Source organism: Actinocatenispora comari, assembly GCF_017312725.1.
Lineage (GTDB): Bacteria > Actinomycetota > Actinomycetes > Mycobacteriales > Micromonosporaceae > Actinocatenispora > Actinocatenispora comari.
Genome location: NZ_BOPO01000114.1, coordinates 1 through 15,297, shown reverse-complemented (window position 1 = coordinate 15,297; position 15,297 = coordinate 1). Strand labels below are relative to the sequence as shown.

The 15,297-nt window shown below is 72.6% G+C and carries 14 protein-coding genes; 13 read left to right on the top strand and 1 reads right to left on the bottom strand.

Annotated features, from left to right (window positions below; genetic code table 11):
• Window positions 1-58: 58 nt before the first annotated feature.
• Window positions 59-547, bottom strand: a complete 489-nt coding sequence (gene bldD, locus NUM_RS27695) for a transcriptional regulator BldD (protein ID WP_030447328.1) — start codon at window positions 545-547, stop codon at window positions 59-61.
• Between the two features lie 193 nt (window positions 548-740).
• On the opposite strand from bldD, the gene pyrR reads away from it, so the two are divergent.
• The 13 genes from pyrR to NUM_RS27630 all read left to right on the top strand — a co-directional run.
• Window positions 741-1,400, top strand: a complete 660-nt coding sequence (pyrR, locus tag NUM_RS27690) for a bifunctional pyr operon transcriptional regulator/uracil phosphoribosyltransferase PyrR (protein ID WP_207127892.1) — start codon at window positions 741-743, stop codon at window positions 1,398-1,400.
• Window positions 1,397-2,311 carry an aspartate carbamoyltransferase catalytic subunit gene (locus NUM_RS27685; protein ID WP_207127891.1) on the top strand — a complete coding sequence of 305 codons (915 nt, stop codon included), beginning with the start codon at window positions 1,397-1,399 and terminating at the stop codon, window positions 2,309-2,311. The genes pyrR and NUM_RS27685 overlap by 4 nt, the downstream gene beginning before the upstream one ends.
• Complete coding sequence (locus NUM_RS27680) at window positions 2,308-3,630, top strand: dihydroorotase (RefSeq protein ID WP_207127890.1); 1,323 nt, start codon at window positions 2,308-2,310, stop codon at window positions 3,628-3,630. Before NUM_RS27685 ends, NUM_RS27680 begins: the two co-directional genes overlap by 4 nt.
• A gap of 73 nt (window positions 3,631-3,703) precedes the next feature.
• Window positions 3,704-4,867 carry a glutamine-hydrolyzing carbamoyl-phosphate synthase small subunit gene (carA, locus tag NUM_RS27675; RefSeq protein WP_207127889.1) on the top strand — a complete coding sequence of 388 codons (1,164 nt, stop codon included), beginning with the start codon at window positions 3,704-3,706 and terminating at the stop codon, window positions 4,865-4,867.
• Window positions 4,860-8,213 carry a carbamoyl-phosphate synthase large subunit gene (carB, locus tag NUM_RS27670; RefSeq protein ID WP_207127888.1) on the top strand — a complete coding sequence of 1,118 codons (3,354 nt, stop codon included), beginning with the start codon at window positions 4,860-4,862 and terminating at the stop codon, window positions 8,211-8,213. Before carA ends, carB begins: the two co-directional genes overlap by 8 nt.
• Window positions 8,213-9,316, top strand: coding sequence for a quinone-dependent dihydroorotate dehydrogenase (locus tag NUM_RS27665; RefSeq protein ID WP_370467072.1), 1,104 nt, complete (start codon window positions 8,213-8,215; stop codon window positions 9,314-9,316). The genes carB and NUM_RS27665 overlap by 1 nt, the downstream gene beginning before the upstream one ends.
• Complete coding sequence (pyrF, locus tag NUM_RS27660; RefSeq protein ID WP_207127887.1) at window positions 9,313-10,167, top strand: orotidine-5'-phosphate decarboxylase; 855 nt, start codon at window positions 9,313-9,315, stop codon at window positions 10,165-10,167. The genes NUM_RS27665 and pyrF overlap by 4 nt, the downstream gene beginning before the upstream one ends.
• Window positions 10,168-10,320: 153 nt before the next feature.
• Window positions 10,321-10,641, top strand: a complete 321-nt coding sequence (gene mihF, locus NUM_RS27655) for an integration host factor, actinobacterial type (protein WP_203961865.1) — start codon at window positions 10,321-10,323, stop codon at window positions 10,639-10,641.
• 155 nt (window positions 10,642-10,796) lie between these two features.
• A complete protein-coding gene (gene gmk, locus NUM_RS27650; RefSeq protein WP_207127886.1) occupies window positions 10,797-11,396 on the top strand; it encodes a guanylate kinase in 600 nt (199 codons plus the stop codon).
• 184 nt (window positions 11,397-11,580) lie between these two features.
• Window positions 11,581-11,847 carry a DNA-directed RNA polymerase subunit omega gene (gene rpoZ / locus NUM_RS27645; RefSeq protein WP_030447318.1) on the top strand — a complete coding sequence of 89 codons (267 nt, stop codon included), beginning with the start codon at window positions 11,581-11,583 and terminating at the stop codon, window positions 11,845-11,847.
• Between the two features lie 157 nt (window positions 11,848-12,004).
• Complete coding sequence (coaBC, locus tag NUM_RS27640; RefSeq protein ID WP_207127885.1) at window positions 12,005-13,228, top strand: bifunctional phosphopantothenoylcysteine decarboxylase/phosphopantothenate--cysteine ligase CoaBC; 1,224 nt, start codon at window positions 12,005-12,007, stop codon at window positions 13,226-13,228.
• Between the two features lie 99 nt (window positions 13,229-13,327).
• Window positions 13,328-14,521: a methionine adenosyltransferase gene (metK, locus tag NUM_RS27635; RefSeq protein ID WP_207127884.1), complete on the top strand. Its 1,194-nt coding sequence runs from the start codon at window positions 13,328-13,330 to the stop codon at window positions 14,519-14,521.
• 295 nt (window positions 14,522-14,816) lie between these two features.
• Window positions 14,817-15,297, top strand: a 481-nt coding sequence (locus NUM_RS27630; protein WP_459076866.1) for a primosomal protein N' family DNA-binding protein, incomplete at its 3' end; no start/stop codon positions are given.

The following is a 15,297-nucleotide window of genomic DNA, read 5'->3' as shown; positions in this document are numbered from 1 at the left end:
GGCAGACGAAACGGCCCACCGGGACTCCGGTGGGCCGTTGTCGTCGGGTCGCTACGGCTCAGCCGCCGAACAGCGCGCGCGGGTCGGCGACCAGCACACCCAGCTCGGTGAACCGCTCCACCAGACCGGACGGCGACGTGTCGTACACGATCGCGAGCGCCCGCAGGTCGTCGGCCCGAATCGACAGCACGCGGCCGTTGTAGTCACCGCGCTGCTGCTGGATGGCCCGCGCGTACCGGGCGACGGGCGCGAGCTCGTCGGCGGTGTGCTCGTACAGCTGCTCGAGGTCCAGGACGATCTTGCCGGCGGACTCCTGCCGGGTGCCGCCACCGTCGGGCAGCAGCTCCGCTACCGGAACCCGGTAGAAGTCGGCCAGCTCGGCCAGCCGGGCCACGGTGACCGCACGGTCCCCGCGCTCGTACGAACCGACCACCACTGCCTTCCAGCGGCCGCCCGACTTCTCCTCCACCCCCTGCAGGGACAGCCCCTGCTGTTGGCGGATGGCGCGCAGTCGGGCGCCGAGGGACTTCGCGTACTCAGACGGCATGCGCTGACTCCCACTCACATGGCCGAGGTCTCTCCCCAGCAATCGCTACGGAGCGTGACGGTATTCGGAAGGGCGACGGTCGGTCAAGTGCTGGTCACCCGAAAACTTGCGTCAATTTGAGTGTTGGTACTGTTGAGCGCGCGTATGGCGTCCTTTAAGGCCCGTCCGGTGAGGCGGGGAAGGAGTCTGGAACATGACCGCACCACCCGCCGGCCTGCCCGAAGGCCGGCCGGATCACGATGCCGCGAACCGGTTGAAGTCCACCGAAGCGGCCGATCCCGGAAACCATCGGCCGATCCTGACCGGATCGGACCTCGCCCGCATCACCGCCCGGATCGCCCACCAGATCCTGGAGAAGACCCGCGGCGCCACCGACACGGTACTGCTGGGCATCCCGACCCGTGGCGTCCCGCTCGCCGCCCGGCTGGCCGACCGGATCGCCGCCTTCGAGGGCGTGCAGGTGCCGGTCGGCACCCTGGACGTCACCCTCTACCGCGACGACCTGCGGCTGCAGCGCACCCGCGCGGTCGGCCCGACCGACCTGCCGCCCGGCGGCATCGACGGTAAGCGGGTCATCCTCGCCGACGACGTGCTGTTCTCCGGTCGCACCGTGCGCGCCGCGCTGGACGCGCTCAACGACCTCGGCCGGCCCAGCCAGGTGCAGCTCGCGGTGCTGGTCGACCGCGGCCACCGGCAGCTGCCGATCCGCGCCGACTACGTCGGCAAGAACCTGCCCACCTCGCTCGCCGAAAGCGTCCGGGTACTGCTGCGCGAGGTCGACGGCGCCGACGCGGTGCTGCTCGCCGGCCCGAGCGAGGACACCGCCCCGGCTGCCGGAGGGGAGCGCCGATGATCACCCACCTGCTCAGTGCGGCCGACCTGGACCGCAGTACCGCCACCCTGGTGCTCGACACCGCCACCGAGATGGCCACCGTCGCCGGCCGCGAGGTGAAGAAGCTGCCGACGCTGCGCGGCCGCACCGTGGTGAACCTGTTCTACGAGGACTCCACCCGCACCCGCACCTCGTTCGAGGTGGCCGCGAAGCGGCTGAGTGCCGACGTGATCAACTTCTCCGCCAAGGGCTCCAGCGTGTCCAAGGGGGAGTCGCTCAAGGACACCGCGCTGACCCTGCAGGCGATGGGCGCCGACGCGGTGGTGATCCGGCACTCCGCGTCCGGCGCGCCGCACCGGCTGGCCCGGTGGGTGGACGGCAGCGTGGTCAACGCCGGCGACGGCACCCACGAGCACCCCACCCAGGCGCTGCTCGACGCGTACACGATGCGGTCCCGGCTCGGCACTCTCGAGGGGCTGCGGGTGGCGATCGTGGGTGACGTGCTGCACAGCCGGGTCGCCCGGTCCAACGTGCTGCTGCTCGCCACCCTCGGTGCCAAGGTCACCCTGGTCAGCCCGCCGACGCTGCTGCCGGTCGGGGTCGGCGCCTGGCCCTGCGCGGTCTCGTACGACCTGGACGCGGTGCTGGGCGACGTCGACGTGGTGATGATGCTGCGGGTGCAGCGGGAACGGATGAACGACTCGTACTTCCCGTCGGCCCGGGAGTACGCCCGGCGCTACGGCCTGGACGTGGCGCGGGCGGCGCGGCTGCCGGAGCACGCGATCGTGATGCACCCGGGGCCGATGAACCGCGGAATGGAGATCGCCCCGGAGGTCGCCGACTCGGCCCGGGCCACGATCGTCGAACAGGTGGCCAACGGGGTCAGCGTCCGGATGGCCGTGCTCTACCTGCTGCTGGGGGGAAAGTCGTGAGCAGCTTCGTGCTGACCGGTGCCCGGATCCTGGGCGCCGCCAAGACCGACATCGTGATCACCGACGGCGTGGTCGCCGAGGTGGCGCCCGGCGCGTCCGCGCCCGGTGCCACCCGCATCGACGCGGACGGCCTGGTCGCCCTGCCGGGCCTGGTCGACCTGCACACCCACCTGCGTGAGCCGGGCCGGGAGGACGCCGAGACCGTCGAGTCCGGCTCCCGCGCGGCGGCCCTGGGCGGCTACACCGCGGTCTGCGCGATGGCCAACACCGACCCGGTCGCCGACACCGCCGGCGTGGTCGAGCAGGTGTACCGGCTGGGCCGGGACGCCGGGCTGGCGCACGTGCAGCCGATCGGCGCGGTGACCGTGGGCCTCGCCGGCGAGCGGCTGGCCGAGCTGGGCGCGATGGCCGACTCCGCCGCCGCGGTGCGGATCTTCTCCGACGACGGCCACTGCGTGTCCGACCCGCGGCTGATGCGCCGCGCGCTGGAGTACGTGAAGGCGTTCGACGGGGTGATCGCCCAGCACGCCGAGGAGCCGCGGCTGACCGCCGGCGCGCAGATGCACGAGGGCGAGTGGTCGGCCCGGCTGGGGCTGACCGGCTGGCCGGCGGTCGCCGAGGAGGCGATCATCGCCCGCGACGTGCTGCTGGCCGAGCACGTCGGCGCCCGGCTGCACATCTGCCACGTGTCCACCGCCGGCAGCGTGGAGATCCTGCGCTGGGCCAAGGCCCGCGGGATCCGGGTGACCGCCGAGGTCACCCCGCACCACCTGCTGCTGACCGACGCGCTGGCGGAGAGCTACGACCCGGTGTTCAAGGTCAACCCGCCGCTGCGCACCGACGCCGACGTGGCCGCGCTGCGCGCCGCGCTGGCCGACGGGGTGGTCGACGTGGTCGCCACCGACCATGCCCCGCACACGGTCGAGGACAAGGAGTGCGAGTGGCCGTACGCGCGGCCCGGCATGCTCGGCCTGCAGACCGCACTGCCGGTGGTGCTGCACACGATGCTCGACCCCGCGCTGCTCGACGGTGGCGGCGAGCCCGGCCCGGCACGGCTCGACTGGGACGGGGTCGCGGAACGGATGAGCCGCCGACCGGCGCGCATCGCCGGCCTGGCCGGGCACGGCCGCGACCCGGCCCCCGGTGTACCGGCGAACCTGACGCTGGTCGACCCGGCGGCCCGGGTGACGGTGGACGGCGGCGAGATCGCCTCGCGCAGCCGCAACACGCCGTACGCGGGGCGCACCCTGCCCGGCCGCGTGGTGGCGACGTTCCTGGCCGGTGCGCCGACCGTACTGGACGGGAAGGCGCAACGGTGAGCCAGCGCCAGCGAGCGAATCACGGGCGTCGTGCGTCGTGTCTCGTCGACGTGACGACGAAGGAGGAACGTCGATGAGCACGAGCAAGACCGCGATCCTGGTGCTGGAGGACGGCCGCACCTTCACCGGCGAGGCGTTCGGCGCGATCGGTGAGACGTTCGGCGAGGCGGTGTTCAACACCGGCATGACCGGCTACCAGGAGACGCTGACCGACCCGTCGTACCGCGGCCAGGTGGTCACGATGACCGCGCCGCACATCGGCAACACCGGGGTGAACGGCGAGGACGACGAGTCCGGCCGGATGTGGTTGGCCGGCTACGTGGCCCGGGACCCGGCCCGGATTGCCTCGAACTGGCGGGCCACCGGCTCGCTCGCCGACCGGCTGGCCGAGCAGGGTGTCGTCGGCATCGCCGGCATCGACACCCGGGCGCTGACCCGGCACCTGCGCGAACGCGGCGCGATGCGGGTCGGCGTGTCCAGCGTGGACACCGACCCGGCGGCGCTGCTGGCGAAGGTGCGGACCGCACCCGCGATGGTCGGCGCCAACCTGGTCGGCGAGGTCACCACCCCGCAGCCGTACTCGGTGCTCGCCGAGGGCACGCACCGGTTCACGGTGGCGGCGCTGGACCTGGGCATCAAGCGCAACACGCCGCGCCGGTTGGCCGCCCGGGGCGTCACCACGCACGTACTGCCGGCCACCGCCAGCCTCGACGACGTGCTGGCCACCGGCGCGGACGCGGTGTTCCTGTCCAACGGGCCGGGCGACCCGGCGACCGCCGACGAGCAGGTCGAGCTGACCCGGACACTGCTGGCCCGCAAGGTGCCGATCTTCGGCATCTGCTTCGGCAACCAGATCCTCGGCCGCGCGCTGGGCTTCGGCACCTACAAGCTCGGCTACGGCCACCACGGCATCAACCAGCCGGTGCAGGACCGGACGACCGGCAAGGTCGAGGTCACCGCGCACAACCACGGTTTCGCCGTGGACGCGCCGGCCGACCGGGCGACCGACACCGAGTACGGCCGGGTCGAGGTCAGCCACGTGTGCCTCAACGACGACGTGGTCGAGGGGCTGCGGGTCACCGACGGGGAGCGCACCGCGGCGTTCTCCGTGCAGTACCACCCGGAGGCGGCGGCCGGTCCGCACGACGCCGACTACCTGTTCGACAGGTTCACCGCATTGATCGAGGGGCAGGCCCGACCGGCCACCGCAACGCAAGGGGGGCCGGCGGATGCCTAGGCGTACCGACATCGGACACGTGCTGGTGATCGGCTCCGGGCCGATCGTGATCGGCCAGGCGTGCGAGTTCGACTACTCCGGTACCCAGGCGTGCCGGGTGCTGAAGGCCGAGGGGCTGCGGGTCACGCTGGTGAACTCGAACCCGGCGACGATCATGACCGACCCGGAGTTCGCCGACGCGACCTACGTCGAGCCGATCACCACCGAGTTCATCGAGCAGGTGATCGCGACCGAGGCGGCGAATGGGCACCCGATCGACGCGCTGCTCGCCACCCTCGGCGGGCAGACCGCGCTGAACGCCGCGGTCGCGCTGGACGAGCAGGGCATCCTGGTCAAGCACGGGGTCGAGCTGATCGGCGCGGACATCGAGGCGATCGGGCGCGGCGAGGATCGGGAGAAGTTCAAGCAGGTGGTCCGCGAGGTCGGCGGGGACGTGCCGCGCAGCGCGGTGTGTCACACGATGGCCGAGGTGCGCGACACGGTCGCCGAGCTCGGCCTGCCGGTCGTGATCCGGCCCAGCTTCACCATGGGCGGGCTGGGTTCCGGCATGGCGCACGACCCGGACCAGCTGGAACGCATCGCCGGTGCGGGCCTGGCCGCCAGCCCGACGCACGAGGTGCTGATCGAGGAGTCCGTACTCGGCTGGAAGGAGTACGAGCTGGAGCTGATGCGCGACCGCAACGACAACGTCGTGGTCGTCTGCTCGATCGAGAACGTCGACCCGATGGGCGTGCACACCGGCGACTCGGTCACCGTGGCGCCGGCGATGACGCTGACCGACCGCGAGTACCAGCAGATGCGTGACCTGGCGATCGCGGTGCTGCGCAAGGTCGGGGTGGACACCGGCGGGTGCAACATTCAGTTCGCGGTCAACCCGGTCGACGGCCGGATGATCGTGATCGAGATGAACCCGCGGGTGTCCCGCTCGTCGGCGCTGGCGTCGAAGGCGACCGGGTTCCCGATCGCGAAGATCGCCGCGAAGCTCGCCGTCGGCTACACCCTGGACGAGATCCCGAACGACATCACGAAGGCGACGCCGGCGGCGTTCGAGCCGGCGCTGGACTACGTGGTCGTCAAGATCCCGCGGTTCACGTTCGAGAAGTTCCCGGGTGCCGACCCGGAGCTGACCACCACGATGAAGTCGGTCGGCGAGGCGATGTCGCTGGGCCGCAGCTTCGGCGAGGCGCTGAACAAGGCGATGCGGTCGATGGAGACCAAGGCCGCCGGCTTCTGGACCCGGGACGGCGCGCCCGCCACGGTGGACGAGCTGCTGACCGCGCTGCGCACCCCGCACGACGGTCGGCTGTACACGGTCGAGCGGGCCCTGCGCGCCGGCGCCACCGTGGCCGCGGTGTGCGAGGCGTCCGGGATGGACCCGTGGTTCGTCGACCAGGTCGCCGCGCTGGTCGAGCTGCGGGCCGAGATCACCGAGGCGGCGGTGCTGGACGCGACGCTGCTGCGCCGGGCCAAGCGGGCCGGGCTGTCCGACCGGCAGCTCGCCGCGCTGCGCCCGGAGCTCGCCGGCGAGGACGGGGTGCGCCGGTTGCGGCACCGCCTCGGCGTGCGCCCGGTGTACAAGACCGTCGACACCTGCGCGGCCGAGTTCGCCGCCACCACGCCCTACCACTACTCGGCGTACGAGACCGATCCGGCCGCGGAGACCGAGGTGGCGCCGTCGGCGCGGCCCAAGGTGCTGATCCTCGGCTCCGGGCCGAACCGGATCGGGCAGGGCATCGAGTTCGACTACTCGTGCGTGCACGCGGTGATGGCGCTGCGCGATCCGGCCGCCGGCGACGGCGGGTACGAGACGGTCATGGTCAACTGCAACCCGGAGACGGTGTCGACCGACTACGACACCGCCGACCGGCTCTACTTCGAGCCGCTGACCTTCGAGGACGTGCTGGAGGTCGTGCACGCCGAGGACTCGTCCGGCAAGGCGGCCGGCGGCCCCGGCGTGGTCGGCGTGATCGTGCAGCTGGGCGGGCAGACGCCGCTGGGGCTGGCCCGGCGGCTCGCGGACGCCGGCGTGCCGGTGGTCGGTACCAGCCCGGCGAGCATCGACGCGGCCGAGGACCGCGGCCTGTTCGGCAAGCTGCTCACCGACGCCGGCCTCGCCGCCCCGCAGTACGGCACGGCCACCTCGTTCGAGGAGGCGAAGGAGATCGCCGACGAGATCGGCTACCCGGTGCTGGTGCGCCCGTCGTACGTGCTGGGCGGGCGCGGCATGGAGATCGTGTACGACGAGGACACCCTGCGCGGCTACATCGACCGCGCGACGGAGGCCTCGCCGGAGCACCCGGTGCTGGTCGACCGGTTCCTCGACGACGCGATCGAGATCGACGTGGACGCGCTGTGCGACGGCGAGCGGGTGTTCCTCGGCGGCGTGATGGAGCACATCGAGGAGGCCGGGGTGCACTCCGGCGACTCGTCCTGCGCGCTGCCGCCGATCACCCTCGGCGCCTCCGACATCGAGCAGGTCCGCCGCTACACCGAGGCCATCGCGCACGGGGTGGGGGTCCGCGGGCTGCTCAACGTGCAGTACGCGCTGAAGGACGACCGGCTGTACGTGCTGGAGGCCAACCCGCGTGCCAGCCGCACGGTGCCGTTCGTGTCCAAGGCGACCGGCGTGTCGCTGGCGAAGGCGGCGGCCCGGATCATGCTCGGCGCCACCATCGAGCAGCTGCGCGTCGAGGGGTTGCTGCCGGCCACCGGCGACAACGCCACGCTGCCGGCGGGCGCCCCGGTCGCGGTCAAGGAGGCGGTACTGCCGTTCAAGCGGTTCCGCACGCTGGAGGGCCGCGGCGTCGACTCGCTGCTCGGGCCGGAGATGAAGTCCACCGGCGAGGTGATGGGCATCGACACCAGCTTCGGCCACGCGTTCGCCAAGTCGCAGGCCGCCGTGTACGGCTCGCTGCCGACCGCCGGCACCGTGTTCGTCTCGGCCGCCAACCGGGACAAGCGGGCGCTGATCTTCCCGGTCAAGCGGCTCGCCGATCTCGGCTTCGAGATCGTCGCGACCGCCGGTACCGCGGAGGTGCTGCGCCGGCACGGCATCGCCACCCGGGTGGTGCGCAAGCACTTCGAGGACCCGGCCGGCGACGCCGGACCCAACGCCGTCGAGTTGATCGAGTCCGGCGGCGTGGCGCTGGTGATCAACACGCCGCACGGGTCCGGACCGCGCGCCGACGGGTACGAGATCCGCAGCGCCGCGGTCACCACCGACACCCCGTGCATCACCACGGTGCAGGGTGCGTCGGCGGCGATCATGGGCATCGAGGCGCTGATCCGCGGCGAGATGACGGTACGGCCGCTGCAGGCGCTGCACGCGGCCCGGCGCGGCGCCTGATGTACCGGCAGCTGCTGCGCCCGGCGCTGTTCCGGCTGGGCGGCGGGGACGCCGAGGTGGCGCACACCGCGACGCTGCGGGCGTTGGCCGGGCTGGCCGGCGGGCCGGCCCGGCTCACCGCGCTGTGGGCCGCGACCGCCCGGTACCGCAAGCACGCCCGGTCGGCGCCGGTGCAGGCGTTCGGCGTTCGGTTCCCGAACCCGGTGGGTCTCGCCGCCGGGCTGGACAAGGACGGCGTGGCGCTGCCGGCCTGGCCGGCGCTCGGCTTCGGGTTCGTCGAGGTCGGCACGGTCACCCGGCATCCGCAACCCGGCAACCCGAGACCGCGCCTGTTCCGGCTGACGGCCTCGGACGCCCTGATCAACCGGATGGGCTTCAACAACGCCGGAGCGGCCGCCCTGGCGGCCCGGCTGGCCGCTCTGGGGCCGCTGCCGGTACCGCTGGGCATCAGCATCGGCAAGTCGAAGGTGACGCCGCTGCCCGACGCGGTCGACGACTACCTCGCCTCGCTGCGCACCCTGTACCGGCACGGTGACTACTTCGCGATCAACGTCTCGTCGCCGAACACCCCGGGCCTGCGCACGCTGCAGGACGCCGGCGCGCTGGCCGAGCTGCTCGCGGCGCTGTCCGCGGAGTCCCGGGCGCTGGCCGGCGACGCGCCGCCCCGCCCGCTGCTGGTGAAGGTAGCGCCGGACCTGACCGAGCCGGCGCTGGCCGAGCTGCTGCAGGTCTGCACGGACGCCGGGGTGGCCGGCATCATCGCCACCAACACGACGCTGGCCCGCGACGGCCTGGCCAGCGCGGACACCGCGGCCGGCGGCGAGACCGGGGGTCTGTCCGGCCGGCCGCTGCACGAGCGTGCCGTGCAGCTGGTCGACTTCGTCCACCGGCAGACCGGTGGCCGGTTGCCCGTCATCGGGGTCGGCGGCATCCTCGACCCGCACGGCGCGCTGCGGATGCTGGACGCCGGCGCGAGCCTGGTGCAGCTCTACACCGGGTTCATCTACCGCGGGCCCCAGCTGGTCCGCCAGATCAACCGCGCGGTCGGCCAGACCGTGTACCGACCGCGGGTGGCCGCGGACAGCAGGCAGGAGTCGCGATGACCGATCCGCAGACCTCGTTCGCCGCCCGGCTGGCCGCGGCCGGTGCCGCCCGGCCGGCGCTGTGCGTCGGCATCGACCCGCACCCCGGGCTGCTGTCCGCCTGGGGCCTGGGCGACGACGCGGCCGGCCTGGACCGGTTCGCCCGTACCGTGGTCGAGGCGCTCGCCGACCGCGTCGCGGTGCTCAAGCCGCAGTCGGCGTTCTTCGAGCGGCACGGCTCCCGCGGCATCGCGGTACTGGAGACGGTGATCGCCGAGGCCCGCTCGGCCGGCGCGCTGGTACTGGTGGACGCCAAGCGCGGCGACATCGGCTCGACCGTCGCCGCGTACGCGGACGCCTACCTCGACCCGGCCAGCCCGCTGGCCGGCGACGCGGTGACCGCCAGCCCGTACCTGGGGTTCGGTTCGCTGGAACCGATGTTCGAGCTGGCGGCGAAGCACGGCAAGGGGGTGTTCGTGCTGGCGCTGACGTCGAACCCGGAGGGCGCCGGGGTGCAGCGCGCGGTGGCCGCGGACGGTCGTACGGTGGCCGGCACGATCCTGGCCGAGCTGGCCGCCCGCAATGCCGGGGCCACCCCGTTCGGGTCGCTCGGTGCGGTGATCGGAGCGACCGCAGCGGGCGGAATCGGTCACGATCTGGCGAAGGTGAACGGCCCGTTGCTGGCGCCGGGACTGGGCGCGCAGGGCGGTCGGCCGGCTGACCTGACCGATCTGTTCGGTCCGGCATTGCCGCTGGTCCTGCCCGCATACTCCCGTGAAATACTCCAAAACGGACCAGCTGTGGATGCGTTGCGTGCCTCCGCCGACACGGTGTGGCGCTCTTGCGCTAGCGTGCTGGGTCGGAGCGCGTGAGTTGTTCCGCAAGAATGTGACATCGATGACACCATTTAGCGGGTACCGCTCACGCGTGCCGGCGTTGCTTCCTGGTGCGATTGCCCGCTAGGTTTCCCGCGCTGGTAGTTCATCCGTTTCGTTTCTTCACACACGCAACCCAAGGAGACCTTCGTGCCGCTCCCGTCGCTCACCCCTGAGCAGCGTGCTGCCGCGCTGGAGAAAGCGGCTGCCGCGCGCAAGGCCCGCGCTGAGCTGAAGGACAAGCTCAAGCGGGGGGACACGAGCCTCGCCGACGTTCTCAAGCAGGCCGACACCGATGAGGTCGTCGGCAAGCTGAAGGTGTCGGCGGTGCTCGAGGCGCTGCCCGGAATTGGCAAGGTGCGCGCCGCCCAGATCATGGAGCGGCTGCACATCGCGGACAGCCGGCGGCTTCGTGGCCTCGGCGAGCACCAGCGTTCCTCGCTGCTCGCCGAGTTCAGCGCTGCCGAGTAGGTAGGTTGAGGGTGTGTCGGTGCGGTTGACCGGCACACCCTCAGAGCAGTTCCCCGATCAGAACGGTTTCGATGACCGGCACCGCGGGCCGCGCCGGATGCCACTGGCGCGGGAGTTCCCTGCACGTGCCTGGAGCATGTTCGGTAGAAACAAGCATGACCGTTGACCGCGCCGCCGCGCCGCATCCCGCCTGCCTCACCGTCCTGTCCGGTCCGTCCGGGGTCGGCAAGGGCAGCGTGTATGCGCGGGTGCGGAAGCGATACCCGGACGTCTGGCTGTCGGTCTCGGTGACCACCCGCGCCCCGCGGCCCGGCGAGGTTGACGGCCGGCACTACCACTTCGTCGACCGGGCCGAGTTCGACCGCATGGCGGCCGCGGGTCAGCTGCTCGAATGGGCCGAGTACGCCGGCAACTGTTACGGCACCCCGCGCGGCCCGGTGGAGCAGCGGCTGGCGGCCGGGTTGCCGGCGTTGCTGGAGATCGACCTGCAGGGCGCCCGCCAGGTCCGCGCCGCGATGCCGGCGGCCAGGCTGGTGTTCCTGGCCCCGCCGAGCTGGGACGAGCTGGTTCGCCGGCTGGTCGGCCGCGGCACCGAGGACGAGCAGACCATCCAGCGGCGGCTGCGGCTGGCCCGCGAGGAGCTCGCCGCGGAGCCGGAGTTCGACGTCACGATCGTGAACCACTCGATCGACCAGGCGGCCGACGAACTCGTCGCGCTGCTGGACCCGGCCGCATCGGCCACGCACCGCGCCTGACCGACCACTTCGTGTCCTCGGTCACAGAAAGCGAACGGTGCCCCGCGGTTGCCTCGCCGATGGTCACAACCTGTTGCTACCATCGGTCGTTCACCATGGTGTCAGTCGCCGCCCCGTCGGCATCGGTCGACATGTGACACTGTCGCCGCCCATCCAACGATCGCAGGCATTGAGGTCGATCCGCGTGTCCGGAACCGTGGCCAGTCCCGAAGGCATCACCAACCCCCCGATCGACGAGCTGCTCGAGAAGACGCCGTCGAAGTACGCCCTGGTGATTTTCGGCGCCAAGCGCGCCCGCCAGATCAACGCGTACTACTCGCAGCTCGGCGAGGGCCTGTTGGAGTACGTCGGACCGCTGGTCGAGACCACCCCGCAGGAGAAGGCTCTGTCGATCTCGCTTCGCGAGATCAACGCCGGTCTGCTCACCGCCGAGCCCACCAACGAGGCCTGACGGCGAGTCGCACCACTTCCACGGCGTCGCGTCCCACCGCTCCGGCGGTCGGTGCGGCGCCGTCGGCGTGTCCGGGGCCGGTCCGCCGCTGTGACCGGATCCGCCGATCACCCGGTCGAGGTGACGGCGGCGGCGCCGGTGCGGTTGAGTGTGCGGTATGAGCCGAAACATCGTGCTGGGCGTCGCCGGCGGCATCGCCGCGTACAAGGCGTGCGAGCTGCTGCGCCGGTGCACCGAGGCCGGCCACCGGGTCCGGGTGGTGCCGACCCCGGCCGCGCTGCGGTTCGTGGGCGCGCCGACCTGGGAGGCGCTGTCCGGGCAGCCGGTGCACACCGGCGTGTTCGACGACGTACCCGAGGTGGAGCACGTCGAACTCGGCCAGCGCGCCGACCTGGTGATCGTCGCGCCGGCCACCGCGGACCTGCTCGCCCGGGCCGCGGCCGGGCGGGCCGACGACCTGCTCACCGCCACCCTGCTCGCCGCGCGCGGTCCGGTGGTGTTCGCGCCGGCGATGCACACCGAGATGTGGCAGCACCCGGCGACCGTGGCGAACGTCGCCACGCTGCGCTCCCGCGGCGCGATCGTGGTCGAGCCCGACGTCGGCCGGCTGACCGGCCCGGACACCGGCAAGGGCCGGCTGCCGGACCCGGCCGCGCTGTACGAGGTGGTCGAGGCGGTGCTCGCCGGCCGGTACGGGCAGCGTGCCGACCTGGCCGGGCGGCACGTGGTGGTCAGCGCCGGCGGTACCCGGGAGTACCTGGATCCGGTCCGGTTCGTCGGCAACCGGTCCAGCGGCAAGCAGGGGTACGCGTTCGCCCGCGCGGCGCTGGCCCGGGGCGCCCGGGTGACGCTGGTGGCCGCGAACGTCACGCTGCCCGCGCCGGCCGGGGCGGACCTGGTGCGGGTCGAGACCACCGAGCAGCTGCGGCAGGCGCTGCTCGCCGTCGCCGACGCGGACGCGATGGTGTTCGCGGCGGCCCCGGCGGACTTCCGGCCGGCGCACCCGGCCACCAGCAAGATCAAGAAGAGCCCGGACGGCACCATGCCGCCGCTGGAACTGGCGGTCAACCCCGACATCGCGGCCGAGCTCGGTGCGGCGAAGCGGCCGGGGCAGGTGCTCGTCGCGTTCGCCGCCGAGACCGACGACCTGCTCGACAACGCCGCCGGCAAGCTCGCCCGCAAGCGGGCCGACCTGATCGTGGCCAACAAGGTCGGCCCGGACCAGGGGTTCGGTACCGACACCAATGCCGCGACGGTGCTCGACGCGGACGGTGGTCGGACCGATCTGACCGAGATGAGCAAGGTCGAACTGGCCGACGAGGTGCTGGACCTGGTTGTTTCCCGGCTCGGGGTGCTGGGCCCGGGCGCCGGGCATGAGTAGTCTCGGGGTCAGTTCCTGCGGCGTGGCCACCCGCGAGTTCACCTCGAGGTCGTCCGGCTAGACTCGCCGTTCATCAAATCGCACACTCCGGGGAGTACGATGGCACGCCGCTTGTTCACATCGGAGTCGGTCACCGAAGGCCATCCGGACAAGATCGCCGACCAGATCAGCGACGGGATTCTGGACGCCCTGATCGCGCAGGACCCGCGCAGCCGGGTCGCGGTGGAAACTCTGATCACCACCGGCCAGGTGCACGTGGCCGGTGAGGTCACCACGGAGGCCTACGCCGACATTCCGCGCATCGTGCGCGACACGATCCTGCGGATCGGGTACGACTCGTCGAAGAAGGGGTTCGACGGGGCTTCGTGTGGCGTGAGCGTGTCGATCGGCGCCCAGTCGCCGGACATCGCGGTCGGCGTCGACACCGCGTACGAGACGCGGGCCGGCTCCAGTGACGACTCGCTGGACCAGCAGGGTGCCGGCGACCAGGGCATGATGTTCGGCTTCGCGTGCACCGAGACCCCCGAGCTGATGCCGCTGCCGATCGCGCTGGCGCACCGGCTGTCCCGCCGGCTGTCCGCCGCCCGGCACGAGGGCACCATCCCCTACCTGCGGCCGGACGGCAAGACGCAGGTCACCATCGAGTACGACGGGTTCCGCCCGGTGCGCCTGGACACCGTCGTGGTCTCCAGCCAGCACGCGCCGGACATCTCGCTGGAGTCGCTGCTGACCCCGGACGTGCGCGAGCACGTGATCACCCCGGTGCTGGCCGAGCTCGACCTGGAGTCGGAGGACTACCGGCTGCTGGTCAACCCGACCGGGCGGTTCGAGATCGGTGGCCCGATGGGCGACGCCGGCCTGACCGGCCGCAAGATCATCGTCGACACGTACGGCGGCTACTCGCGGCACGGCGGCGGCGCGTTCTCCGGCAAGGACCCGTCCAAGGTCGACCGGTCCGCGGCGTACGCGATGCGCTGGGTGGCGAAGAACGTGGTCGCCGCCGGTCTCGCCGACCGGTGCGAGGCGCAGGTTGCGTACGCGATCGGCAAGGCGCAGCCGGTGAGCCTGTTCATCGAGACCTTCGGTACCAACACGGTGCCGGTAGAGCGGATCGAGAAGGCCGTCGCCGAGGTGTTCGACCTGCGTCCGGCCGCGATCATCCGCGACCTCGACCTGGCTCGCCCGATCTACTCGAAGACCGCCGCGTACGGGCACTTCGGCCGGGAGCTGGAAGAGTTCACCTGGGAGCACACCGACCGAGTCGACGAGCTCAAGTCCGCGGCCACCAAGTAAGGCCCGCCCGGGCCTCGGCAAGCAAGGCCCGGCGGGCCTCGGTCCGCCCGGGTTTCTCCGCGCCACGCGTGATCCGGGGCGTGTCCACGGCAGTGCGCCGGGACACGCCCCGGTGCGTGTCGGCGTACCGACGTCGGCGAGGTAGGACTGCAGGGTGAGCGACGACCCGACGCTGCCGCTGCCCGGCGCGCCCGCCCGGCCGGAACGGTCCGCGAGCCGTACCGCGACTCGCCGGGTGCCGGCCCGACGCCCGGCGCGGGCCAGGACGGCGGCGGCCGAACTGCCGGTGGCGCAGGTGGCCGTCGACGTCGGACTGGCGCACCTGGACCGGCCGTTCGACTACCTGGTGCCGGCCGACCTGGCCGAGGCGGCGGTGCCCGGCTGCCGGGTCCGGGTCCGGTTCGGCGGGCAGCTCGCCGACGGGTTCGTGCTGGCCCGGGTCGCCGACACCGACTTCACCGGCCGGCTCGGCTTCCTGGAACGCGTCGTCTCCGCCGTCCCGATCCTCGCGCCCGAGGTGGTGCGGCTGGCCCGCGCCGTCGCCGACCGGTACGGCGGGACGCTCGCCGACGTGCTCCGGCTGGCCGTACCGCCGCGGCACGCCCGGGCGGAGCGGGCGAAGCCGGAGCCGGTACCGGTGGGCCCGGTGGCACCGCCGGGCGGCGACGGCTGGCGCGGGTACCCGGCGGGGCCCGCGTTCCTGCGCGCGCTGGCCGACGGGCGGGCGCCGCGGGCGGTGCTCACCGCGCTGCCCGGCGACGACTGGGCGGCCCGGC

What these genes read in the sequence shown, in the direction of transcription:
- metK (WP_207127884.1), top strand. Translation starts at nt 13,328, where the DNA reads ATGGCACGCCGCTTGTTCACATCGGAGTCGGTCACCGAAGGCCATCCG.
- pyrR (WP_207127892.1), top strand. Translation starts at nt 741, where the DNA reads ATGACCGCACCACCCGCCGGCCTGCCCGAAGGCCGGCCGGATCACGAT.
- coaBC (WP_207127885.1), top strand. Translation starts at nt 12,005, where the DNA reads ATGAGCCGAAACATCGTGCTGGGCGTCGCCGGCGGCATCGCCGCGTAC.
- bldD (WP_030447328.1), bottom strand. Translation starts at nt 547, where the DNA reads ATGCCGTCTGAGTACGCGAAGTCCCTCGGCGCCCGACTGCGCGCCATC.
- NUM_RS27665 (WP_370467072.1), top strand. Translation starts at nt 8,213, where the DNA reads ATGTACCGGCAGCTGCTGCGCCCGGCGCTGTTCCGGCTGGGCGGCGGG.
- pyrF (WP_207127887.1), top strand. Translation starts at nt 9,313, where the DNA reads ATGACCGATCCGCAGACCTCGTTCGCCGCCCGGCTGGCCGCGGCCGGT.
- carB (WP_207127888.1), top strand. Translation starts at nt 4,860, where the DNA reads ATGCCTAGGCGTACCGACATCGGACACGTGCTGGTGATCGGCTCCGGG.
- NUM_RS27685 (WP_207127891.1), top strand. Translation starts at nt 1,397, where the DNA reads ATGATCACCCACCTGCTCAGTGCGGCCGACCTGGACCGCAGTACCGCC.
- carA (WP_207127889.1), top strand. Translation starts at nt 3,704, where the DNA reads ATGAGCACGAGCAAGACCGCGATCCTGGTGCTGGAGGACGGCCGCACC.
- gmk (WP_207127886.1), top strand. Translation starts at nt 10,797, where the DNA reads ATGACCGTTGACCGCGCCGCCGCGCCGCATCCCGCCTGCCTCACCGTC.